At 40.4% G+C, this 24,065-nt stretch carries 22 protein-coding genes; 10 read left to right on the top strand and 12 right to left on the bottom strand.

Features of this window, described 5'->3' with window-relative positions; all coding sequences use genetic code 11:
• Positions 1 to 41 precede the first annotated feature (41 nt).
• Complete coding sequence (locus WAO84_RS16480; protein ID WP_340067203.1) at positions 42 to 395, bottom strand: toxin-antitoxin system YwqK family antitoxin; 354 nt, start codon at positions 393 to 395, stop codon at positions 42 to 44.
• A gap of 267 nt (positions 396 to 662) precedes the next feature.
• Between WAO84_RS16480 and aspS the strand changes: the two genes are divergently transcribed.
• From aspS to WAO84_RS16455, 5 genes are all read left to right on the top strand, one after another.
• Positions 663 to 2,423 (top strand): aspartate--tRNA ligase, encoded by a 1,761-nt coding sequence (aspS, locus tag WAO84_RS16475; RefSeq protein ID WP_340067202.1) that lies wholly within the window; start codon positions 663 to 665, stop codon positions 2,421 to 2,423.
• Positions 2,424 to 2,520: 97 nt separating this feature from the next.
• Positions 2,521 to 3,027: a ferritin gene (locus WAO84_RS16470; protein WP_340067200.1), complete on the top strand. Its 507-nt coding sequence runs from the start codon at positions 2,521 to 2,523 to the stop codon at positions 3,025 to 3,027.
• Positions 3,028 to 3,099: 72 nt separating this feature from the next.
• Positions 3,100 to 4,890 (top strand): chloride channel protein, encoded by a 1,791-nt coding sequence (locus WAO84_RS16465; protein WP_340067198.1) that lies wholly within the window; start codon positions 3,100 to 3,102, stop codon positions 4,888 to 4,890.
• 1 nt (position 4,891) lies between these two features.
• Positions 4,892 to 5,146: a hypothetical protein gene (locus tag WAO84_RS16460; RefSeq protein ID WP_340067197.1), complete on the top strand. Its 255-nt coding sequence runs from the start codon at positions 4,892 to 4,894 to the stop codon at positions 5,144 to 5,146.
• A gap of 82 nt (positions 5,147 to 5,228) precedes the next feature.
• Complete coding sequence (locus WAO84_RS16455; protein WP_340067195.1) at positions 5,229 to 5,423, top strand: cold-shock protein; 195 nt, start codon at positions 5,229 to 5,231, stop codon at positions 5,421 to 5,423.
• A gap of 55 nt (positions 5,424 to 5,478) precedes the next feature.
• On the opposite strand, the gene WAO84_RS16450 is transcribed toward WAO84_RS16455, so the two are convergent.
• Positions 5,479 to 5,928 carry a nucleoside deaminase gene (locus WAO84_RS16450; RefSeq protein ID WP_340067194.1) on the bottom strand — a complete coding sequence of 150 codons (450 nt, stop codon included), beginning with the start codon at positions 5,926 to 5,928 and terminating at the stop codon, positions 5,479 to 5,481.
• A 38-nt stretch (positions 5,929 to 5,966) separates the two neighbouring features.
• Here WAO84_RS16450 and dxs point away from each other — a divergent pair, with 38 nt between their 5' ends.
• Positions 5,967 to 7,757 (top strand): 1-deoxy-D-xylulose-5-phosphate synthase, encoded by a 1,791-nt coding sequence (dxs, locus tag WAO84_RS16445; RefSeq protein WP_340067193.1) that lies wholly within the window; start codon positions 5,967 to 5,969, stop codon positions 7,755 to 7,757.
• Positions 7,758 to 7,800: 43 nt separating this feature from the next.
• On the opposite strand, the gene WAO84_RS16440 is transcribed toward dxs, so the two are convergent.
• The 8 genes from WAO84_RS16440 to WAO84_RS16405 form a co-directional block, all read right to left on the bottom strand.
• A complete protein-coding gene (locus WAO84_RS16440; protein WP_340067192.1) occupies positions 7,801 to 8,517 on the bottom strand; it encodes a hypothetical protein in 717 nt (238 codons plus the stop codon).
• Entirely contained in the window at positions 8,514 to 11,996 is a 3,483-nt protein-coding gene (locus WAO84_RS16435; protein ID WP_340067191.1) for a thrombospondin type 3 repeat-containing protein, read from the bottom strand. Before WAO84_RS16435 ends, WAO84_RS16440 begins: the two co-directional genes overlap by 4 nt.
• A 105-nt stretch (positions 11,997 to 12,101) precedes the next feature.
• Positions 12,102 to 13,436, bottom strand: a complete 1,335-nt coding sequence (gene dgt / locus WAO84_RS16430) for a dGTP triphosphohydrolase (protein WP_340067235.1) — start codon at positions 13,434 to 13,436, stop codon at positions 12,102 to 12,104.
• A gap of 14 nt (positions 13,437 to 13,450) precedes the next feature.
• Complete coding sequence (locus tag WAO84_RS16425) at positions 13,451 to 14,173, bottom strand: CPBP family intramembrane glutamic endopeptidase (protein ID WP_340067190.1); 723 nt, start codon at positions 14,171 to 14,173, stop codon at positions 13,451 to 13,453.
• A 44-nt stretch (positions 14,174 to 14,217) separates the two neighbouring features.
• On the bottom strand, positions 14,218 to 14,721 hold the full coding sequence (locus WAO84_RS16420; protein WP_340067189.1) for a zinc ribbon domain-containing protein: 504 nt from the start codon (positions 14,719 to 14,721) through the stop codon (positions 14,218 to 14,220).
• A 75-nt stretch (positions 14,722 to 14,796) separates the two neighbouring features.
• On the bottom strand, positions 14,797 to 17,220 hold the full coding sequence (locus tag WAO84_RS16415) for a ribonucleoside-diphosphate reductase subunit alpha (protein ID WP_340067187.1): 2,424 nt from the start codon (positions 17,218 to 17,220) through the stop codon (positions 14,797 to 14,799).
• A gap of 115 nt (positions 17,221 to 17,335) precedes the next feature.
• On the bottom strand, positions 17,336 to 18,319 hold the full coding sequence (locus tag WAO84_RS16410; RefSeq protein ID WP_340067184.1) for a ribonucleotide-diphosphate reductase subunit beta: 984 nt from the start codon (positions 18,317 to 18,319) through the stop codon (positions 17,336 to 17,338).
• Positions 18,320 to 18,613: 294 nt separating this feature from the next.
• A complete protein-coding gene (locus WAO84_RS16405; protein WP_340067182.1) occupies positions 18,614 to 19,183 on the bottom strand; it encodes a DUF3109 family protein in 570 nt (189 codons plus the stop codon).
• 95 nt (positions 19,184 to 19,278) lie between these two features.
• On the opposite strand from WAO84_RS16405, the gene WAO84_RS16400 reads away from it, so the two are divergent.
• From WAO84_RS16400 to WAO84_RS16385, 4 genes are read left to right on the top strand one after another with little or no spacing between them, the layout of a single operon-like run.
• Positions 19,279 to 19,869: a MarC family protein gene (locus WAO84_RS16400; RefSeq protein ID WP_340067181.1), complete on the top strand. Its 591-nt coding sequence runs from the start codon at positions 19,279 to 19,281 to the stop codon at positions 19,867 to 19,869.
• A gap of 2 nt (positions 19,870 to 19,871) precedes the next feature.
• Positions 19,872 to 20,075 carry a hypothetical protein gene (locus WAO84_RS16395; protein ID WP_340067180.1) on the top strand — a complete coding sequence of 68 codons (204 nt, stop codon included), beginning with the start codon at positions 19,872 to 19,874 and terminating at the stop codon, positions 20,073 to 20,075.
• On the top strand, positions 20,075 to 20,686 hold the full coding sequence (locus tag WAO84_RS16390; protein ID WP_340067179.1) for an FAD-dependent oxidoreductase: 612 nt from the start codon (positions 20,075 to 20,077) through the stop codon (positions 20,684 to 20,686). The genes WAO84_RS16395 and WAO84_RS16390 overlap by 1 nt, the downstream gene beginning before the upstream one ends.
• 18 nt (positions 20,687 to 20,704) lie before the next feature.
• Complete coding sequence (locus tag WAO84_RS16385) at positions 20,705 to 21,238, top strand: DUF1697 domain-containing protein (RefSeq protein WP_340067178.1); 534 nt, start codon at positions 20,705 to 20,707, stop codon at positions 21,236 to 21,238.
• Positions 21,239 to 21,242: 4 nt separating this feature from the next.
• Here WAO84_RS16385 and WAO84_RS16380 read toward each other — a convergent pair whose 3' ends face one another.
• Positions 21,243 to 22,844: a S41 family peptidase gene (locus WAO84_RS16380; protein ID WP_340067177.1), complete on the bottom strand. Its 1,602-nt coding sequence runs from the start codon at positions 22,842 to 22,844 to the stop codon at positions 21,243 to 21,245.
• Between the two features lie 4 nt (positions 22,845 to 22,848).
• The gene (locus WAO84_RS16375) at positions 22,849 to 23,280 is read right to left on the bottom strand and encodes a deoxycytidylate deaminase (protein ID WP_340067176.1); all 432 of its coding nucleotides are present in this window, start codon (positions 23,278 to 23,280) and stop codon (positions 22,849 to 22,851) included.
• Positions 23,281 to 24,065: the final 785 nt, after the last annotated feature.

Genomic DNA, 24,065 nt, shown 5'->3' with positions numbered 1-24,065 from the left:
AGCAACTACCGGGATTCTTTTTTTGTTATTTGAAATACTTTCTATTTGTTGACCGCTATGGAATTGGAATTGCTCCATTTCGTAACGCCTACAATTCTGCTATCCCGGTAATCAACTTCATTTAGTTGACCACCACTCCAAAAAAACCATTTTCCGATTTTTTTTCCTGTATCGTATTCACCTATGGCTACTTTTTTTCCATTAGCATCATAACCAATCCATTCACCGTGTGGTTTACCTTCTTTATAAAATCCTGTTTGGGCTATCTGCCCGTTATCGTGAAAGAAGGTGGCTTTTGTAAGGCCGTTATCCTGACTCTCCATAACTGGCTTTATTTCCTGAGCGGTTAAGGTGAAGGAGAAGAGTATCGCTAAAGCTAAAATTACATTCTTCATGTTCAATATATTTTTGGGTTATTACTTCTTATTGTTATACTGGCTATACAAAGATACATAAAATTTACGTTAATCAAACATTGAGATAACATTTAATTTACATTAAATTAACATAAGAGATTTATGTAATTGATTTTCATATAGTTATATAAATGTGTATGCTTGCTTAAATCATTTTATGACACTTTACTATAGTTTTCAATACTTTCGGTGCGCTTTAACCTGCATTAACTTTCTTACCTTTGCACTTTTAAACAAAATACCATTATGTACAGAAGCCATAATTGTGGACAACTTACCATAAACAATATACATTCAGAAGTACTTCTCGCCGGCTGGGTGCAAAAAGTAAGGAATAAGGGTTTTATGATATGGATCGATCTCCGTGATCGATACGGTGTGACCCAACTTATTTTTGATGAAGAGAGAACACCCGATACCATTTTTGAACTGGCTGGTGAATTGGGAAGAGAATTTGTTATCAAAGTAAAAGGAACGGTTATTGAAAGAGAGTCAAAAAACCCTTCCATTGCTACAGGAGAGATCGAAATACTGGTCTCAGAAATGGAGATCCTCAATGAATCGCAGCTTCCTCCTTTCACTATAGAAGATGTTACTGATGGAGGAGAAGATCTCCGGATGAAGTATCGCTATCTGGATATACGTCGTAACCCTTTGAAGAACAACCTCATATTTCGTCATCAGGTAGCTATCGAAGTTCGCAATTACTTATCAAAAGAAGGTTTTATAGAGGTCGAGACCCCTTACCTTATTAAATCTACCCCCGAAGGAGCCAGAGACTTTGTGGTGCCTTCCCGTATGAATGAAGGGCAATTTTATGCATTGCCTCAATCGCCGCAAACCTTTAAGCAATTATTAATGGTCGGGGGGCTTGACAAGTACTTCCAGATCGTGAAATGTTTTAGGGATGAAGACCTCAGAGCAGATAGGCAACCCGAGTTTACTCAAATTGATTGCGAGATGTCGTTTGTTAATCAGGAAGACGTACTCCATACATTTGAAGGGCTTACCCGATACCTGCTCTCAACACTTAAAGGTGCAGAAACAGGTAATTTTCCCAGAATGACGTATGATGAGGCCATGCGTACCTATGGAAACGATAAACCCGATATTCGCTTTGGAATGAAGTTTGGTGAACTCAATGAAGCAGCCCAACATAAAGATTTTAGTGTTTTTAACAATTCAGAGCTAGTAGTAGGAATAGCAGTTCCCGGTGCCGCTTCCTATACACGTAAACAAATAGATGCACTTATAGACTGGGTAAAACGCCCTCAAATAGGTGCTTCGGGAATGGTATATGTAAAATGCCTGGAAGAAGGTACTTATAAATCATCAGTAGATAAATTTTATGATCAGGAAGATCTGGCGCGATGGGCCGCTATAACCCATGCTACACCAGGCGATCTTATTCTTATTCTCTCCGGGCCGGCAGATAAAACCAGAACCCGCCTTAGTGCCTTGCGCATGGAAATGGCAGAACGCCTGGAACTGCGTAAGCCTGATGAGTTTGCACCGCTATGGGTAGTTGATTTTCCTTTGTTGGAATGGGATGAGGAAACCAAACGGTACCATGCCATGCATCACCCGTTTACATCGCCTAAACCAGAAGATATTGAATTACTGGAGACCCAACCCGGTAAAGTTCGGGCAAATGCATATGACCTTGTACTTAACGGTAACGAGATTGGAGGAGGTTCTGTTAGGATCTATGACAAAAAATTACAGGCACGCATGTTTAATTTGCTGGGCTTTACTCAGGAACAGGCAGAGGCCCAATTTGGCTTTCTTATGAATGCCTTTGAATATGGAGCACCTCCTCATGCAGGTATCGCGTTTGGTTTTGACAGACTTGTGGCTATTTTGGGTGGACAGGAGACCATACGTGATTTCATTGCATTTCCAAAAAACAATTCGGGCAGAGATGTAATGATAGATGCACCATCACCCATAGATGCCGAACAACTGGAAGAACTTCATATATCAGTTCGTTCAGGAGAAACCTCATAACAGGTTATTGTTTAATCCGGAGTAAAGGCGTAAAATTATGAAACGCCCCCTGTTAATAGCGCTATTTTTAGTATTTTCGTTTAAACAATCAACAGCTATGATATCTACTACAATTGAAGCAGCGTTAAATAAACAAATAAAAATGGAAGCAGAAGCCTCCATGCATTATCTGGGTATGGCCGGTTGGGCAGAAGCTAACGGATTTAATGGTGTAGCCCAGTTTTTTTACCAACAGGCAGAAGAAGAGCGTATGCATATGGTGAAGCTTTTAAAATTTGTAAATGAAAGAGGAGGAAAAGCCAAAGTGCCTGCAGTAAAAGAAGTTCCCGAAGAATATGAATCTGTTCACATTTTGTTTTCTGCTTTCCTTGAAAGCGAAGAGAAAGTTACCGAGCATGTAAATGAGATCGTTTTCCTTTGTTTGGAAGCCAAAGATTATAATGTTCATAATTTTATGCAGTGGTACGTTGCAGAACAATTGGAAGAAGAAGCTTTGGCAAGAACGCTTATCGATAAACTCACTATAATAGGTGACGATAAAGGAGGCCTTTATCTGTTTGATCGTGATCTCAATCAATACGAAGGAGATACCAATCAAGCATAGCTGTTTTTCAGCTCTGAAAATACTATAAACTCAAAATATCCTGCCCGGGCGGGATTTTTTAAATTTTAGACCATGCCCTATCAGAAAAAATCACTTATTACCCGTTTTCTGATCTGGAGAGCCAAGCATATCTCCCAAAGGCAGTTTGTTTATATATTAAGTATATTAATTGGGTTTATAGCAGGTATTGGGGCCCTTATTATTAAAAACTTCACCCATATTATACAACACCTGCTCGAAGGCAGGCTGGTGCAATACTATTATCATGTTTTTTACTTTGTTTTCCCCATAATAGGTTTTGCTTTAGTATATCTGTGTATAAAATATGTGGTGAGAAACAAAGTAAGTCACGGTATTCCCTCTACACTATATGCTATTTCCAAACGAAAGGGTATCATGAAGCGTTTTCAGATGTTTGGATCTTTACTTACGGCGCCCATCACCGTTGGTTTTGGAGGGTCTGTAGGGCTGGAGGGCCCTACGGTGGCTACAGGGGCCGCAGTGAGTTCCAATATCGCGCGAATGTTTCATATGAATCAGACCACACGTACCCTTTTAATAGGGTGTGCGGCTGCCGGTGCGATGTCTTCCATTTTTAAAGCACCCGTAGCAGCTATCATTTTTGCGGTTGAGGTATTTAGTCTCGATCTTACATTCGCATCTTTGCTCCCTCTTTTACTGGCTTCGGTTTCAGCTATTATTACATCCTATTTTTTCTTCGGATCAGATATTCTGCTGCCTTTCCGCATTGAAGATAAATTTGTAATTGCAGATATTCCCTTTTATTTATTATTAGGAGCTATAGCTGCTCTTGTTTCTATTTATTTTGCATTTGTATATGAGCGTATTCAATCTTTTTTTGATAAAATAAAGTCGCCCGTAAAAAGACTGGTTATTGGTGGGTTGGGTATTGGCCTGCTTGTATTTTTGATCCCTCCTCTTTACGGTGAAGGCTTTGATGTGATCAATGCACTTATAAAAGGGCATCCTGAAGAAGCGCTGAACACTAATTTTTTGGACCCTCAACTTTCCAGTGCCTGGGTAATAATTGCCCTACTGGCAGGCCTTGTATTTTTTAAGGTTATTGCCAGTTGTCTCACATTTGGTGCCGGGGGAGTAGGAGGTATTTTTGCCCCGGTACTTTTTATGGGGAGCATGATGGGGAATTGTGTGGCTAAAATACTTAATACAATAGGCCTGGGAATCGAGGTTTCTGAAAGCAATTTTACCCTTGTGGGTATGGCAGGGCTTATGGCCGGAGTGCTCCATGCCCCATTAACGGCTATTTTCCTTATTGCTGAATTAACCGGGGGGTATGAACTTTTTATACCGCTTATGATTACCGCAGCCCTTTCATTTGCCATTACCAAGTATTTTTCTCCCCATTCAGTTTATGCAATGGAACTGGGAAGACGGGGAGAACTCATCACTCACAATAAAGATCATGCGGTACTTACCCTAATGAATATTGAAAGAGTTATTGAAACCAATTTTACACCCGTTTACCCTGAAATGGATCTCGGTGAAATAGTTCATGAGGCTGTGGTAAAGTCAAACCGTAATATTTTTCCAGTAATAAGCCGTAAAGACGGGGTACTGTTGGGTATTATTCTTTTAGATGATATAAGGCCGGTAATGTTTGATAGCAGTTTGTATAAAGAAATAAAAGCCAGTGACATCATGCAGCATGCCCCCGCCGTTATTGATATAGGTAAAGATAAAATGACAGATGTTATGAAAAAGTTCCAGGATAGCAGTGCCTGGAACCTTCCGGTAGTTGAAAACAATAAATATTCCGGTTTTATTTCCAAATCCAAACTGTTAACGGTGTACAGAAGAAAATTAATTGAAGTAACTACGTAATATGAAATGGATTATACGCATACTTTTTCTGGGTATTCTTAGTGCTATAATAGCAGGGTATATCCTCAAAAACTTAGGAAATCACCTGGCAGGAGATCGTACTATAGGGATAGCCGTGTTAGTATCTGCATTTGTTTTAATGCCAGTATTCATTTATCATCGTGCTAAGGGCAGGAAATTGAAAGATTATATGCTTACTAAGGAAAACCTTAATAAAATGAATAAAAAAAATGGAGAAAGGCCTGAAAATCAATAATTTTTAAAAGAAATTTGTTTACTTTTCTTTTTGCGTATATATAAAGTGTACCTTTGTGTTTTAATTAATTACAATTTTTATAATGACAGGTACAGTTAAATTTTTCAATGAATCCAAAGGATATGGATTCATTACCAATGACGAAACGGGAAGAGACATCTTCGTTCACGTATCAAGTTTGAACGGAGTAGAGCTAACAGACGGAGACAAAGTAGAATATGTTGAAGAAGAAGGCAGAAAAGGGAAGATTGCTTCCACGGTGAGGGTAATCGGATAACCATAATATTTTATTTTGAGGAAAAGCGTGATAGTATCACGCTTTTTTTTATGAATTAATTGAGGTTTCTTTTTTGAATAAAAAACTGTTTTAAAAGAGTAGCGGCTTCCTTTTCCAATACTCCCCCGGTAACTATCGTTTTAGGATGCAGTTTAGTTCCCATTTTGTTATAGCCTCTGTGTTCATCGCCCGCTCCGTAAACTATTTTTGAAATTTGACTCCAATACAGAGCTCCCGCACACATTTGGCAGGGTTCAAGTGTTACATAGAGAGTACAGTTTTTAAGATATTTGCCCCCTAAAAAATTAGCAGCAGAGGTAATTGCCTGCATCTCTGCATGGGCTGTAACATCGTTAAGGGTTTCGGTCAAGTTATGGGCTCTGGCGATTATACGGTTTTCAGTGACGATCAAAGCACCCACCGGAATCTCTCCTTTATCAAAAGCAATTTCAGCCTCTAGTAAAGCCTTTTTCATGAAATAAACGTTGTCAAAAATGTTTTCCATTAAAACAAAATTACAATTTCATAGCGTATTTTTGCGGTATGCCGGAAAAACTGTTCACAAATATTAACCTTCCCTCAGATCTCAGAAAACTGTCAGTAGAACAACTTCCTGAGCTCGCCGGTGAATTAAGAGATTTCATAATTGATATAGTCTCGGTAAAAGAAGGACATTTGGGGGCAAGCCTGGGCGTTGTAGAACTAACCGTAGCACTTCATTATGTTTTCAATACACCCGATGATCTACTGGTATGGGATGTGGGTCACCAGGCATATGTTCATAAAATACTTACCGGCCGTAAAGAGCAATTTCATACAAATCGCCAGTTAAACGGCCTTAGCGGTTTCCCGAGAAGAAGCGAAAGTGAATTTGATACGTTTGGTACCGGACACAGTTCAACTGCTATTTCTGCTGCTTTGGGAATGGCTATTGGTTCGATGCTTCAGGGAGCGTATGAAAAACACCATATTGCTGTAGTGGGTGATGCCTCAATAGCCAGCGGAATGGCTTTTGAAGGGCTTAATCACGCCGGGGTTACCAATGCGAACCTATTGGTAATACTCAACGATAACTCTATAGGTATAGACCCAAGTGTAGGGGCATTGAAAGAATACCTTACCCGGGTAAAAACGCAGGAGAATGTAGCTGCGAACGTGCTTATTGAAGCATTGAATTTTGATTATTCCGGTCCTGTTGACGGGCATGATATAAAAGCGTTAATAAAGCAACTGCGAAAGCTTAAAAACAAAAAAGGGCCTAAGCTTTTACACATAATAACAACCAAAGGAAAAGGTTTAAAAAAAGCTGAAGAAGATCAGGTAAAATACCATGCTCCCGGGAAGTTTGATAAACATACAGGAGAACTTATCCCTAAAAACGATGAACATCTGCCTTCCAAGTATCAGGATGTGTTTGGACATACCCTCGTAGAACTGGCAAAAAAGAATTCCGCAATAGTAGGGATCACACCGGCAATGCCTACAGGTAGTTCACTTAAGTTTATGATGAAAGAAATTCCCGAGAGGGCTTTTGATGTGGGTATAGCCGAACAACATGCAGTAACGCTCGCGGCAGGAATGGCTACACAGGGTCTTATTCCGTTCTGCAATATTTACTCCACCTTTCTTCAACGTGCCTATGACCAGGTAATTCACGATGTGGCTCTGCAAAATTTGCCGGTTATTTTTTGCCTTGACAGAGCCGGACTGGTGGGAGAAGACGGCGCCACACATCATGGCGTTTTTGATCTTGCCTACCTTTCCTGTATTCCTAACCTTACCATATTTGCACCAAGAAATGAAATAGAACTGCGTAACGGGATGTACTCTGCTCAAAAACAGAGGTCGGGCCCCATTGCCATAAGATACCCCAGGGGAAGAGGGGTGCTAAAAACCTGGCAATACCCATTTGAGGAGATCGCCTTAGGGGAGGGGGTTTGCCTTAAAGACGGCAGCCGTCTGGCTATCCTGAGTCTTGGTACGATATCGGCAAATGTAGATATCATGCTGGAAAAGAGTTCTCCTGAGGCAGAGATCGGGCATTATGATATGCGCTTTTTAAAGCCTTTGGATGAAAAACTGTTGCACCATATTTTTCAAAAATATCCCAAGATACTTACGGTAGAAGACGGTGTAATACGAGGAGGGTTTGGAGAAGCGGTTACCGCATTTGCCGCAAGAAATAATTACCAGAACAGTATAAAAGTTTTGGGGGTGCCGGATGTGTTTATAGAACATGGTACGGTTGCACAACTTCAACAAGAAGCAGGTATTGATCCACAAAGTATTGCATTTGCAGTGATGTCGCTTTTAAACAAAAGTAAAAGGCCGTAACTAAGTTACGGCCCTGAGGAGCACATTCTTAAAAATTATTCTATCAATTTGTCTTAAACTGAAATACTTCAGATGTAGATACATTATCTGCGGCATCTTTAGTACGTACTCTCCAGTAATACACGGTATCGGGAGCTACATCTACTTCTAAAGAAGTTTCGCTCTGTGTTGCCAAGATGGTGGCCGGTGGATTACCTGTACCAAAAAACACATCATATTCTGTAATATCATCATCAATATCATTTCCGTTCCAGGATAATGTAACCTTTCCGGAAACAGGGTTTACGGTAGCTCCCATGGTGGGAGTTAACACAGCTGCCGGAAAAGGCGCATAATTATCTACCGGCTCTCCCGCATTGTAAAACCTGAAAATACTACTTTGAGCAGTTTCTGCAGTACCATTGGCTCTGGATTCTACCTGCCATGAATAGGGAGTTCCTCTGGAAATAGTGATCTCGAGAGAATTGGTAGATGCGTTTCTTCGTACTGTCTGGTTATTTTGAAGATTGGTGAGTATTACTATATACGAATCTGCATTGGCAGCATCACTCCATCTAAATACTACTGAGCTTTGAGAAGAAGAAATAATGGTTCCTTCATTGCATTCTGTATTATTCTCTGGAAAAATAAGAGTAGCTGCCGAGGGAGGGGTTACGGGCTCGCCACCGCCACCGCCGCCACCGTTATCATCTCCGCTGCCACCGCCACAACTCATCAGTACGAGTGAGAAAAACAGGTTGAATATGGTTATTCTTTTCATTGCTTAACAATTTTATGATTGAATTTGGAATTGTTTTTGGTTGTAATAGTCATTACATATACTCCGGCAGGGATGGTAGCTGCAGGGATCTCGATACGGCTGTTAGTCACCTCATAAGTACCGGATAATACTTGCTGGCCTGTAACAGAAGTAATACTTACATCTACCTGGCGGTCTGTAAATCTGCCCATATTAACAGAGAGCTGGCTGCCGGTAACAGGGTTAGGGAATACCTGTATTTCATCGTTAAGAAGAATACGTTTGTTAAAGGTGCCCTGGCAGTCTTTATCTGTACTTACAGAAAGCAGGTTCTCAACACTGGAGAGTGTTAATGTTATTTCTGCGTCACGGGTTACTATATTAGTGTCATTGAGCGTAATGAAATATACGTCTCCGCCTCTTAGTGAAAGTTCTACCTTACTTTCTGTTGTATTGACCCGTGAGGTAACAGAGAGGTCTTCTGGCTCTGAGATGGTTATATCAAAACATTGTTCATATCCAGGTGCTTCTTCAAGGGTAATACACACATCATAATCGCCTGCTTCCAGATTCTGGAGTTCAAATTCTGTAGTGAAGGCTATGGTTTCATTTACTCCGTTCCCGGTCACTATGGCAGTATAGTTAAAAGTAGTGGCTGCAGATAACTCTATTCTTCCGTTATTGGATGATCGGCAGGTCTCACTAAAGGTTTGCAGGGAGAAGTTATTAAAAGGTAATGAGAATATTTCACATCCGGTTACGTCAACAATGGTGCCCGAAGGTGTATTGGGACAAAGGTCGTTGTCATTAGAGACCCCGTCGTTGTCATTATCGTCATCACACACATCACCTATACCATCACCGTCTATATCGGCCTGATCAGGATTGGGTGTATCGGGACAATTATCAAAAAAGTCGGGCTCTCCGTCATTGTCGGTATCCGTAGTAACATCGGCTTCAAAGCTGGAAGTAAAGAAGCCCCGGCCATAGGTAACGGCCATAACGGTACCATCGGTAGGGCGATAGTCAAGATCGAGTACGGGAACGTTGCTCATCCCGTTAAATGAAGGTTCCCAGACAGGGGTATTGTCCAGGAAGGAGGTTGTGCGCCAAACCCCAAATTGTGTACCTACTAAAACTTCATTACGATTTAATGGGTTTTGCAGTATCGTATAAATGGGAATATTGGGAAGGTTTCCGTCTTTTTGTGCCCATGTAGCACCGTTGTTCTCGGTGTACCAGACATTGTTTACGCCAAAATTATAGATACTTACCAAAAATGTTTCCGGGTTTTCACCAAAATCAATATCTGAGATGCTGCCTACAAAATCGGGAGTAGGGATCTCGGTCCATACGGCGTTGTTAGCATGGGCATTCTCCACATTAATGATCCTGCTACGCTCGGTACCAATGAGCAAACGGGTAGAAGTGGTTTCAAAAGGAGAAACCTGAATTTTAGAAATAAAATCATTATCCAGAAGCGGATCAGAAATAAATACCTGTACCACATTTGCCTGGCCATTGGTAAGATTGGAAAGCCTGACAATACGCTCATTTCCGTCATTGCTGGCATTAAAATACAACATATCTACATTAGAGTCAAGGTCTGCCGCATTCACAAAATCACCACCTTCCGGGGATGGTAGTAAGTATATATCAGAAACATTGTCTATAAAAGGTAGTTCAAAATAAAAGTAGTCAATAAACTGGCGGCCACCCAAAAAATACTGCCCCTGTTCATCAAATTGGCCATAGGTACCATCACCCCCGGAGAGATCAACCAAAGGGTTAACTCCAGGGGCTATATTTAGCTCAGACAAAACCCCGTTATCCTGGGTACCTCCAACAAAATCATCACCATTATCAATATCCTGACTATTTATGGAGCCTATATAAAATTGGGTAATGTTATGATTGGTTTTACGAGGTTGAATTCTTTCATTAGGAGGAATACCACTAAAAGCGGCATTATCTGTATAATATACGCCTCCATCGGTACCGAAAACCATTTCATTTGAATTTCCGGGACGAAAAATAATAGCGTGATGATCGGCATGCACTACGGAAACCTCAAAATTTCGCAACTGATTATTTCGGTCCGTCCATCTTGAGATCTGTGCCCAATCTACAGTGGTATTGGTTTTGTCAACAATCCCCCTGAAAAGATCGATACCGCCAATATAGAGTATGGTATCGTCATTGGGATCTACTTCAATCTCAAGGTTGTAAAATGCCTGTCTTCTTGCAAAATCAGTAGCAGAAATATCAGTATCCACATCATCGGGTTCGGGTAAAGGAGACAGATTGGCAAAACGGTCTGTGGTAATAAAAAGGTCGGCTTCATTGTTTACTTCGGCAGCAATGTAAAATACATTGGGGTCTTGCGAAGATACTTCAATTTCGGTACGCTGTGCGTTAGGGATGGTCCTGCGAAGATTAAAAGACTGACCGTTGGTAGATTCTAATATTCGTCCTCCGGGATCATTCAGGATATCTGAGGTGGTAGCCAGCCATATATTATTATTAATATCGATCTCCAGATCATTGGGGTTTACATTATTTCCACCAATAATAATATCAACACGCTCCCAGGTATCTCCGTTATCAACAGATCGATATACGCCTCGCTCATCAATACCGAGCAGGTTGAAAGGAGGTACGCTAAAACCGGTATTGGCAAAAGGGCTACTGGCCACTGCAATATATAATTCGGTATTTCCGCCTACATTTCGTGCAATGATATCATTTATATAAAAAATACCTCCAATGAATAAGATATTTCCTTGCTGAGTTTGAGTACCGTTGGGTCCGCCAAAAATGCGCTCCCAGTTTTGGCCCCCGTCTGTAGAACGATATACCCCGTTACCAATAACATCTCCCTGAACATAGGATTCTCCGGAGCCCATATAAAAGGTATTTGTGTTATTAGGGTCATATATAATATTTTGTACGGCAACATTTTCAGGAACCCCTTGAATAAGTGTCCATGAACCATTGGGGTCGGTAATATCTTCATTTACCCATAGACCGCCGCTTACCCCTCCCGAAAAAACGCGTTTGTTATCAGGATCATTGGGGTCAAACATGATGGCACGGGTTCTTCCGGCAATATTGTTAGGCCCTCTCTCTACCCAGGGTTTGTCATTATCACCGGGTACTCTGGCAAAACGTTTGCTAAAACCGGGCATTTTTTGCATGTGCTCACGTACTTTTTCGGCTGCAGGATAATCTGGGATTCCCTTAGAAGGGTCCATAGTTCGGTGCATAACCATCTCATAATACGCATTGGGAGGCATTCTCTTCGCTTTCCTTTCTTTTTTGGTTAATGAGCGATACTTATGGTAAGCGGTTTGCTCCAGGAATTTTATGTGCTTTTCTCGCAATTCTTCGGCAGAAGATGCGATCTCTTTTTTGGTTTGGGGTTCACTTTTTTCTATAAAAAAGGTAAAAGGTACTATGGCTGCCAGTACCAGGGCAAGGAGTAAAAGTCTTTTTTTCATTTTAAAGTATTGAATCAGCGAGGTTAATTAGTAGGGAAATTTAACCGTAACTTACGACATGTCAAAAAATTATTGTCAAAAAATACATTTTTTCGATGTAAAAAGCTATTTATTAATTTTTTTATACAGGCGGGAGACTTCCCCATCGGTAAGACTGGCTACAAAACAGCATATGTTAAGAATACAGAGGTATGTTGAAGATTGTGTTTTTAGGAACTTTTCAGGGATAAGTCTTAACAAAAGTTTATCATAGCTACCGGGAGTGCCTTTTTGCTCATTTACAGCAGCATTTACAAAAACATCCAGCAGTTTTTCAATAATGGCATAGCCGGTAATCTCTTTTTCAACTACTTCTACAGAGCGATATATTTTGTCCACACTCAGTTTTAAAATATCGTCTATTTGCGCTTTATATTCCGATTTTTTCAGGAGCGCGCAATGAAATTCGTTATGCAAAATAGCTTCTTCATTACTTACAAATATGGAAACGGCTTCTTCAATAAGGGTGCTTATAGAAAGTGCTCTTAAATAGCCCAATCGGTCTTCGGTAGTTTTTAGGGATGCATATTTTTCGCGTTTTATACGGTTTTTAACCAGTTTAATGAGGTATTCAAGGGCGTATGATTCATCTACTAATCCCAGATTAATACCATCTTCAAAATCAATGATTGTATAGCAAATATCATCTGCGGCTTCTACCAGATAGGCCAGGGGATGTCTGGCAAATGAAAGGTCATTACCCTGGCCTGTTGATAATAGACCGAGTTCCTGTGCAAGGTCATTAAAAAACGGTATGTCTGACTGGAACACTCCAAACTTCTTGTCAGCAATCCTTTTTGTAGGACATTTAGGTAACGATTCCTTAGGGTATTTCATAAAGGCTCCCAGAGTAGCATAGCTTAATCGCAATCCTCCGGGAATACCTTCCCGGCTTTCTGTAAGTATTTTAAAACCATTGGCATTTCCTTCAAAGTCAATAAGATCCTGATATTCCTTAGCAGTCATAAGATCTTTAAAATACTGTCCGTTCCCATTGCTAAAATAAGCGCCTATGGCTTTTTCCCCACTATGGCCAAAAGGAGGGTTCCCGATATCGTGTGCGAGTGCTGCAGCGGCTACAATAGCACCAAAATCATTAAACTTATATCCGTGTATATCCTGTAAATAGGAGTGTTTTTTGAGTAATTGTTGTCCGGCCATTCTTCCAAGACTGCGCCCCACTACAGAAGTTTCCATACTATGGGTGAGCCGGGTATGCACAAAATTAGTTTGCGAGAGAGGGATTACCTGCGTTTTATCTTGTAAACTACGAAAAGCAGAAGAAAAAATGATACGGTCATAATCTACTTCAAAACCCAAACGGGTTTCGTCTTGTGTATTGCGCGGGCGTTTTTGGGTGTCGCCTTGTCGTTTAAGTGAAAGTAATTGTTCCCAGTTCATCATTAATACCGTTTTTAGAAGTTTGAAAAGGTTAAACTGTTATAATTGTAATAGTCCATAGCAAGTATGATCAGGTTATGAATACCGTGAATGATCATGCCGTACCACAGCGTTTTATATTTATTTCTAATATAGCCTAAAATAATCCCGAAAGGAAAAAGCCACACAATTGAGATTATGGAAAAATGAACAAAAGCAAATAAAAAAGCGCTGCCAATAACGGCTATATGGGGAGAGGTAATTTTTAGTAACTGTTGTTGCAGAAAACCTCTAAAAGCAAGCTCTTCAACCAGTGGAGGCAGTATGACTACGAAAAACAGGGACCAAAGAACGGGATGTTCATAGTTTGTATAATCCATATAATAATTGGGGTTTATATACCCTAAAAAGCGGTTTAACTTTTCTATGGAGATGCCTACTACGGGTGCCGAAACTAGGGGAAATAAAAAAGAGAAAAGCAGGATTTTCCAATTACTACGCGGTATTTTATACAGGCTTAGCACTGAGGTACGATCAAAAAGAACAAAAAGTACGGTAAGGCCCAGAAAAAGAAGGTTCCCTGTGATCTCATACCATAACCCGGTTTCATTGTATTTGAAATAAATAGTATCTACGGCTATAAAACCAATGATGAGCAGATAAAAAATAAGAACCAGATAAAGGGCTCGCGACTCTGTTTTAGGGTTAGGTTTTAATTTCCGGCCACACTTTGGACAAAAGTTTTTTACACTTTTCAAATGGGTATGGCAGAAAGGGCATTTGAGATCCATAATCCGGTGCATTAGTTGCTTTTGCGATATTCCCGAGAAGAATAGAGTGCTTTCCCCAGAAAAAACACGATGACGACTTTAAATATAACGCCTCTTGAAAGAGAAGTAGGATCTGCTACTGCGGCGATGAAGATAACGGTAAGAAACAGGAGTAAGGCAAGTAAAAGGGCCATGAAGGGCCTGTGTTTTATCCAAAGGGCCAATCCCAGATAAATAATGGCTAAAACAGAATTGGTAATGAATACATCTAGGTTGCCATGCTGTATATAAGCTGTATAAATGCCCGCTAAAAACATAAGTCCTGCCAGAAAAAACAATGTATTCCCTCCTGAGCGAATGGATTTTTTATTTTCTCTCCTTTGGTTTCGGGTTAGAATATGTGCGGCAATAAACCGGGACTTTTCATTATCGGTACCTCTTTCGGGATAACCGCATTCTGAACAGTAGTGATCATCTGCCTCGACCGGGGCATTACACTTGCTACAGGAGATGGTATTTTCGGGATGGTTTTCCACAAGGGTAATTTTTTTTAAATAAAAAGGGAAGTTGTTACACTTCCCTTTTCTGGTCAAGTTCAAACAGATTAAAAATTAAGAACCACACATAAGACAATCATCATCCTCGCTTTGGCGGGATTTTGCCAGCATTTCCTGCAACTCCTGGGGCGTGAGAGGTTCTACTGCTACTTTAGGTGCCTGTACACCCAGAGTGGCATTTTGCATTTGCGGTACCGGCGCTTCTTTCTTACTATTATCAAGGGTAAACTTAATAGCATCTACTGCTGCTTTTGTTCTCAGATAATACATTCCGGTTTTCAGGCCACTCTTCCATGCATAAAAATGCATAGAAGTTAGTTTGGCAAAGTTAGCATTTTCCATGAAAAGATTAAGCGATTGTGACTGATCTATAAAATATCCTCTTTGGCGGGACATATCTATAATATCTTTCATGCTTAATTCCCACACGGTTTTATATATTTCTTTGAGATCTTCAGGAATGCCATCAATATCCTGAACAGAGCCGTTAGCTCTCATAAGTTGTTGTTTAAGGTCTTCACTCCACAGCCCAAGACTTACCAGATCTTCCAGCAGATATTTATTTACTACAATAAATTCTCCGGAAAGTACCCTACGGGTATAAATGTTGGAGGTATAGGGCTCAAAACACTCATTGTTCCCAAGTATTTGGGAAGTGGAGGCTGTGGGCATAGGTGCTACGAGCAGTGAATTACGTACGCCGTGTTTCAGAACAGATTTTCGCAGTTTACCCCAGTCCCAACGACCGCTTAGCTCTTCGTCTTTTATACCCCAGAGATTATGTTGGAACTGGCCTTCTGAAATAGGAGAGCCTTTATAGGTTTCGTATGCACCTTCTTCTTTAGCAAGTTCCATAGAGGCAGTTACAGCGGCATAATACAGGGTCTCAAATATTTCCTGATTGAGTTTTTTAGCTTCGTCACTGGTAAAGGGAAGACGCAGCATAATAAAGGCATCTGCAAGTCCTTGAACGCCGAGCCCTATGGGGCGGTGCCTGAAGTTGGAACGCCGGGCCTCTTCTACCGGATAAAAATTACGGTCTATGACCCTGTTGAGGTTTTTAGTAACACGTTTGGTTACTTTAAAAAGCTCTTTATGATCAAATTCCGATCCTTTCACGAACATAGGGAGTGCTATGGATGCCAGGTTACAAACGGCTACTTCATCGGGAGAGGTATATTCGAGTATTTCGGTACAAAGGTTGGACGAACGTATGGTACCCAGGTTTTTCTGGTTGGATTTTCGGTTGGCCGCGTCTTTATAAAGCATATAAGGGGTACCGGTTTCTATTTGAGATTCCAGTATTTTTTCCCAAAGCTCACGGGCTTTAATGGTTTTTCTGCCTTTTCCGGCCTTTTCGTATTTTTGGTAAAGTACATCAAATTCATCGCCATATACATCAAAAAGGCCGGGACATTCATTGGGGCACATAAGGGTCCAGGTCCCGTCTTCTTCTACTCTTTTCATGAACAGATCGGGTGTCCACATGGCGTAGAAAAGATCTCGGGCGCGCATCTCTTCTTTTCCATGATTCTTTTTGAGGTCAAGAAAATCAAAAATATCAGCGTGCCAGGGTTCTATGTAAATGGCAAAACTGCCTTTTCGCTTACCACCTCCCTGATCTACATATCGGGCGGTATCGTTAAATACCCTGAGCATGGGTACAATACCGTTTGAGGTACCGTTGGTACCACCAATGTATGATCCGGTGGCACGTATGTTGTGTATAGAGAGGCCAATACCACCGGCCGACTGTGATATTTTGGCGGTTTGTTTAAGGGTATCGTAAATACCGTCTATACTGTCTTCTTTCATGGTAAGCAAAAAACAGGACGACATTTGTGGCTTGGGCGTGCCGGAATTAAAAAGGGTAGGAGTAGCGTGGGTAAAATATCTTTTTGACATGAGCTCATAGGTCTCGATGGCACTTTCAATGTCATTGAGATGAATACCCAGGGAAACTCTCATGAGCATGTGTTGCGGGCGTTCGGCAATTTTACCGTTTAATTTAAGCAAATATGAACGCTCGAGGGTTTTAAACCCAAAATAATCATAGCCAAAATCACGATTGTATATGATGGTAGAATCCAGCATATCTGCATTATCTGCAATTACCTTGTACACTTCATCAGAGAGCAGAGGTGCTTTTTTACCGGTTCTCGGATTGACGTATTCATAAAGGTCGGTCATGGTTTCTGAGAACGACTTCTTGGTATTTTTGTGGAGGTTGGAAACAGAGATCCGCGCTGCCAGCTTTGCATAATCAGGATGTGTAGTGGTCATGGTAGCGGCGATCTCTGCTGCGAGATTATCTAACTCTGAAGTGCTAACGCCATCATACAGCCCTTCAATAACCCGCATGGCTACTTTAACAGGGTCAACAAGGGAATTTAATCCGTAGCAGAGCTTTCGTACTCTTGCTGTGATCTTATCAAACATTATGGGCTCTTTGCGGCCGTCTCTTTTTACTACGTACATAGATCTTAATTATTTTTTTAACCTTTGGGTAATGTTAAGTAAGGCAGCTTTCCAGAAAAACAGGAAAGGCGGTATTTTTTAATCCAGGTAATGCCCGGGGCAACCTGTTACAGGATTAAAAATCAGCATCGAAACTAATTTTCTTCCCGGTATCACTTTCTTTATTGAGTACGCCTGCTTTTTGGTATTCAGATACTCTTTTTTCAAAGAAATTGGTTTTTCCCTGAAGAGAGATCATATCCATAAAATCAAACGGATTGGTTGAATTATAAACTTTTTCACATTGCAGTTCAACCAGAAGGCGGTCTGTTACAAACTCAAGGTACTGTGTCATTAGCTTAGCATTCATGCCAATAAGGCTTACCGGCAGTGACTCAGTTATAAATTCACGCTCAATATTAAGCGCATCAATGATAATATCTTTAATACGCTCTTTGGGTACTTTATTTACCAGATGGTTATTATGCAAATGAACCGCAAAATCACAATGCATACCTTCATCACGGGAAATTAGTTCATTAGAGAAGGTGAGCCCGGGCATAAGCCCTCTTTTCTTTAACCAGAAAATGGAACAGAATGCACCTGAAAAGAAAATACCCTCTACGGCTGCAAAAGCGATAAGGCGTTCTGCAAAGCTGGGAGATTCGATCCATTTAAGGGCCCATTGTGCCTTTTTCTTGATAGCGGGAAAGTTTTCAATGGCTTTAAAAAGTATATTTTTTTCTGCCTCGTCTTTTACATAAGTGTCAATAAGTAGTGAATAGGTTTCAGAATGAATATTTTCCATCATGATCTGAAAACCGTAAAAAAACTTAGCCTCAGAATATTGAACCTCATTTACAAAATTTTCTGCCAGATTTTCGTTAACTATACCATCTGATGCAGCAAAAAACGCCAGTATATGTTTTATAAAATAGCGCTCATCATCACTTAATTTATTGGTCCAGTCATTAAGATCCTGATGCAGGTCTATTTCCTCTGCCGTCCAGAAACAGGCTTCCTGTTTTTTATACCACTCCCAGATATCGTGATGTTGAATGGGGAAAATAACAAACCGATCTTTATTTTCTTGTAAAATGGGCTCAACTGCTACAGACATGATTCTAATTTTTAATAAGTTGACGATTATTTTGGCGAGGTGATCTTGCTTAACAAAGATTCAAAATTGTCTTCAAAATTGAAAGGGTGTTTGGCAGTTAATACTACAAAGTTTTTAACATGGGTTGTTGAAATGTGAACTCTCCATTGATAAATATTGATGTTGTTAAAAAATTGTTAAGTGGGCTGCTGTGTGTTAAAAAATATAAGGCATTAAACAAACACCTGTGAAATGAAAGAAAAAACGTTAGGTTGCTTTAACTGTACAAAATCTGTTTGTGTTAAAAAAACAGACTCAGGTTTTAAGATCGCGGGCCACGATTTCCAGTTGTTTATACCACGCTTCACCAAATTTACGTATCAGGGCTTCTTTTACAAATCTATAAATGGGCATCTGCAGTTCTTTACCCAGGGCACAGGCGTCATCGCACAGGTGCCAGCGGTGATAGTTTACTGCGGCAAAATCACGGTATTGCTTTATACGAACCGGGTACAGGTGGCACGAAACAGGTTTTTTCCATGAAATGGCCCCTGCATGGTAAGCTTCTTCTATACCGCATTTGGCAATACCTGCTTTATCAAAAGTTACATAGGCACATTCTTTTTGATTTACCAGAGGGGTTTCCCACTCGCCGTCTGCCCCTTTCACAAAAAGGCCCTGTTTTTCTATAGCAGCTACCCCTTCTTTTCTTAGAAAAGGTTGTATGGTGTCATATAGTTCTTCGAGTATTTGCATTTCAGAAACTTCCAGCGGTGCACCGGCATCGCCCTCTACACAGCAGGCACCTTTACAAGCCGAAAGGTTGCACACAAAATCATTTTCAAGGATCTCTTCAGAAACAATAGTTTTTTCCAGTTGAAACATGACGCAAAGGTACGTTCAAAAAGATGAAAAGGAAAAGTTAATGCATATAATTATATGGTATAATAATGTACCTTTGCACACATTAAATACGCAGTATGTTCCAGACTTTTTTTAGCAAAATAAGTTTTAAAGAAACTCTTTCTGCCACCATGATCCTTTTTGCGGTTATTGATATCATAGGGAGCCTTCCCGTAATAATAAACTTACGCAAAAAAGTGGGTCACATACAATCCAGAAAAGCTTCTATTGTTGCCGGGATTATCATGATCGCTTTTATGTATGTAGGAGAAAAGATACTCAAGCTTATAGGGATAGATGTATATTCTTTTGCAGTGGCAGGATCTTTTATTATTTTCTTTCTGGCTATTGAAATGGTTCTGGGAATTACACTTTATAAAGATGATATTCCTGAAACAGCTTCTATTGTTCCCATTGCTTTTCCGCTTATTGCCGGTGCGGGAACTATGACTACTTTAGTGTCCATACAGGCTGAGTTTGCAGATATAAATATCATTCTGGCCGTGTTGTTAAATGTTATTTTTGTGTATATTGTTCTTAAGTCGTCTCATCGTATTGAGCGTTTTCTCGGAAGAGGAGGGATTAGTATCGTGCGGAAGGTTTTTGGGATCATATTATTAGCCATAGCGGTTAAACTTTTTACTGCGAATATTAAAGGTTTGTTTTAGTTATGAGGATTTTTACTATCGTTTTATTGATACTTGCTGTAGTACTTATTGGCTATAATGCCACTGTGGTAAACTTTAATGCTCCTTTTGAGGGAGACAGCGTAATAGCGCTTATAGGTATTGTAGCTTCTTTATGTGCGGTGCTTTTGCTCTTAATTATGAATGTTTCAAAAAAAATACAGCAAAAAATCAATAATAAAGAGTAATGTTTGATGTATTGATCATTGGAGGGGGTGCGGCAGGTATGCAATGTGCCCTAGTTTTGGGTTCGGCCCTGGAAAAACCCTATGCAGAAAACAAAAAAACAGGCATCATTATACACCAGAGGGCTTCACACTTACAGTCTGCCCTTTTTAATAACGCATTGGGAATACCTCCCGGTACCACAGGTGCCGCAATACTAAACAAGGGAAAAGAACAATTGGCAACCCTGTATCCTGCAGTTGAGCAAATAGAAAAAGAAAAAGTATTGGCCGTTCAACAGCAGCCCAATGGTTTTAGTGTGGTCACAAACAAAAATACATACCGTTCTGCCATAGTGGTCCTTGCTGTGGGGTATGCCCAGCCGTTTACTATAAAAGGACTGGAAAACTATCTGGAGCCGCATCCCATGGCACCGGTTGAAAAGAACAGGGTATGGGTAAAAAATGAAGGGTACAAAGTTGGTGACGGACTCTATGTTGCAGGTACACTGGCAGGAGGAAGGAGCCAGTTTTCTATTGCTGCAGGAAGCGGGGCACAGGTGGCAACAGATATACTCACACTCTGGAACGAAGGAAAACACACCAAAGTTCATGATAAAGCAGAAGGGGTGTAACTTCTATGGAATATAAGCATGAACACGTATGTAGTTTTGTTGAGAGGGATCAATGTGAGCGGGCACAAGCTCATAAAAATGGATTTTTTACGTACGCTTTTAGGTGAGCATGGCTTTAAAAACGTACGCACATATATTCAAAGCGGGAATATAGTACTGGAAACTCCTCACTATAGTACCTGGATACTGGAAACAGAACTCCAGTCGGTTTTTGTGCATACATTTGGGTACGAAATACCTATGATCCTGTTTCCTTATAAAACATTTGAAGCGTTTCCCGATAAAAGTCCATATCAGGAAGCTACCCTAACCGATACTCAAAAAATATACGTAACCTTTCTTAAAGAACCCCCTTCTGAAAAACAGATAGAACAACTGTATGCATATAACAATCAGAATGAGCAATTTACTGTAATAGACAGGGCGGTTTTTGTTTGTTGTGAAAAAGACGGACGAAAACTAAAATACAGCAATCACTTTTTAGAGCGATTATTCAAAACCAAAGCCACTACCCGAAACCTGCGAACTGTACAGCGCATAGCCCGGCTTTAAGAGGTTATTCAATTTCTACGGTATCACTTATTTCCAATACTTTCTTCAGCATATCGTCATCTTCATTTTGTATCTGGTAAGACGCATTAGAACCAAATAGCTGCTCGGCGAGGTTTGCTTTTATATATTTCTTAATAACAGGGTAGTATTTTTTGAAGTCGAGGCCAATATTACTGGCCTGTGCATATTCTATAAAATCAGTTACGAGAGCATCCTCCACATAATAGTTGTTCATAAAGCTTTCTTTGGTATATGCGTTATAGGGCTCCCTGCTTTTATCCAGTTGCTCAAAGACAAAATAGGAGAGGAACCCGGATTGTAACAGGTAAATAAGAGATTCTTCTTCCCGGTTGGTTCGCAGAGGTATAAACACATCGGGTATGATGCCGCCCCCTCCGTACACCACTTTTCCTTTGGGAGTTGTAAACTTAAGTGAATCGTCAATTTTAATACTGTCCTGAGATCTTAATTCGCCATTTTGAAAACGATCGTAATAATCGTTGTAATAGTCTTCTATACCTTTTTTGTAAGAGCGCTGTATAGAGCGGCCTGTTGGTGTGTAATAGCGTGATATGGTAAGGCGAACGGCAGAACCATCGGGCAGGGGCATTTCACGTTGAACGAGCCCTTTGCCAAAAGAGCGTCTGCCTACAATGGTGCCTTTGTCATTATCCTGTAAGGCACCCGCTATGATCTCACTGGCTGAGGCCGATTTTTCATTGATAAGTACATAGACATACCCATTTTCAAAATCGCCTTTACGGGTGGCAAAGCTTTTCTCTATAGTACCTTTTTTATTTTTTGTAAAAAGAATGAGTTTATTATCCTCCAGAAATTCATCACTTATCTGTTCTGCGATGCCCAGGTACCCCCCGGGGTTGTCGCGCAGGTCAAGTACCATTTCAGTGGCACCTTCCTGTTTTAAAAAGGTAAGTGCCTGTTTAAATTCCCGATAGGTGGACTCTGCAAATCTGTTGATTTTTATATACCCCATACGGTCATTAAGCATATAAAAAGCATCTACGCTTTTAATGGGAACATGGGTCCTTTTTACCGTTACATTAAAAATATCATCAGTGCCTTTACGGTAAATACCCAGAGAAACCGGAGTGTCCGGTTTTCCTTTTAACCTGCTTACTATAGCTTCACTTCTCAGGTTTTTTCCGAAAAGGGTATCTTCGTCTGCAAAAAGTATGCGGTCTCCCTGCCGTATGCCCGCTTCTTCACTGGGGCCTCCTTCAATAGAGCGTATTACGGCCAGCGTATCCTTATACATGTAGAAACTTACCCCTATACCCACGAAATCTCCTTTCATGTTCTCTGATTCCCGCTGCATTTCCTTTTTAGGTATATAGACCGAATGAGGGTCCAGTTTATCCAGTATATTATTTACGGTTACATCTACAATACTATCTGTATTTACATCATCTACATATTCATAATCAATATAATCGATAAGGCGGTTTAGCTTGTCTTTCTTAGAATTGGTGGTAAAAAGTTTTTCAGGGGTATCGTGAAACCTCAGTTTGCCTCCAATAAAAATGCCCAGTGCTACCGATGCGGCAATGACCAGGGGTATCCAGTAATAATCTCTTCTCTCCGGCATGTTCTCAAAAATCTAAATCAGAAATGTGTACTAATTCAACGCCCGCTTTAGCAAGAAATTGTAAACCGGAGTCGTCTTTATAACTATTAAGGTAAACTACTCTCTGTATTCCTGCCTGGTGTACCAGTTTACTGCATTCGCGGCAGGGCGAAAGTGTAATATAAAGGGTAGCTCCCAAACACGATTGCGTAGAAGAGGCTACTTTTAAAATAGCATTGGCTTCGGCATGGAGCACATACCATTTAGTCTGGTCATCTTCATCTTCACATTCATTCTCAAACCCTGTAGGAGTACCGTTATAGCCATCGGAAATGATCATACGGTCTTTTACGATCAGGGCGCCTACCTGTTTTCTCCGGCAATATGAGAGTTTTCCCCATTCAAGTGCCATTCTCAAATAAGCTTTATCGTACCGTAATTGTTTTTCGTAAGACATTTTTTTGGTTTTTGGGAAACTACGGGAAATGCTCCCGTTTTCAATCTCTCAGTAATACCGGTGTGTTTTCAGAATATGTGAACGCTGACTTCTACTAAGAACGAATATAGAAGGTTTGTGACGGTTTTACAATAGAAAGAGGTTAAAATTAGTGTAAAATTGATCGCTGTTTTTACAGAGGTGTGAACTTCCCGAAAATTCTAAAAAAATACTCCCTTTATTTTCAGTTTAAAAAGAAGTTTCTTAAAGCTTCTCGTAGTTGTCTAGCTGTTTTCGGGCGGCTTTGTGTATTATCTGCCTACTTCTGCTTTCTTATAAATGTTAAAATTTTAAGGATCTCAAAAAAAGAGATGTATGGTAAACTGCTGTTAATGAATATTTTAGCAGTATTTATGGTGTTTAGTGTCTAAAAATATCGCTCGTAAATTTGTGATTTCGTTATGAAAATACCGTTTTAGCGCGTATATTTATCAGAAAATAAAACGGTTTTATAACTTATTTTCGATAGTAAAACCGTAGCTAAAATCTAATAAATAACGCCTATGTATCGACTTTACATTACATAATTTTTCATTTGGTGTTCGTTAGAGAACGCCCGGTTAATTTTTTTCTCCCTCACCTGCCCAAACTTCAAATAGCTAAGTATATGAACATGTTTTTGTATGTTGCCTTAAGGCGACTTATATTTCTATGCAGTATAGGTATAGTATCATTTAGCGGACACGCCCAGGGCGACCCCGACCCCATTGGGGGCGGAGATCCTCTACCGGGGGGCTGCGGGCTGA

The organism is Ascidiimonas aurantiaca (assembly GCF_037646345.1).
GTDB classification, from domain to species: domain Bacteria; phylum Bacteroidota; class Bacteroidia; order Flavobacteriales; family Flavobacteriaceae; genus Ascidiimonas; species Ascidiimonas aurantiaca.
The sequence above is the reverse complement of the archived record's forward strand: the minus strand, read 5'-3'. Positions and strand labels throughout refer to the sequence as shown.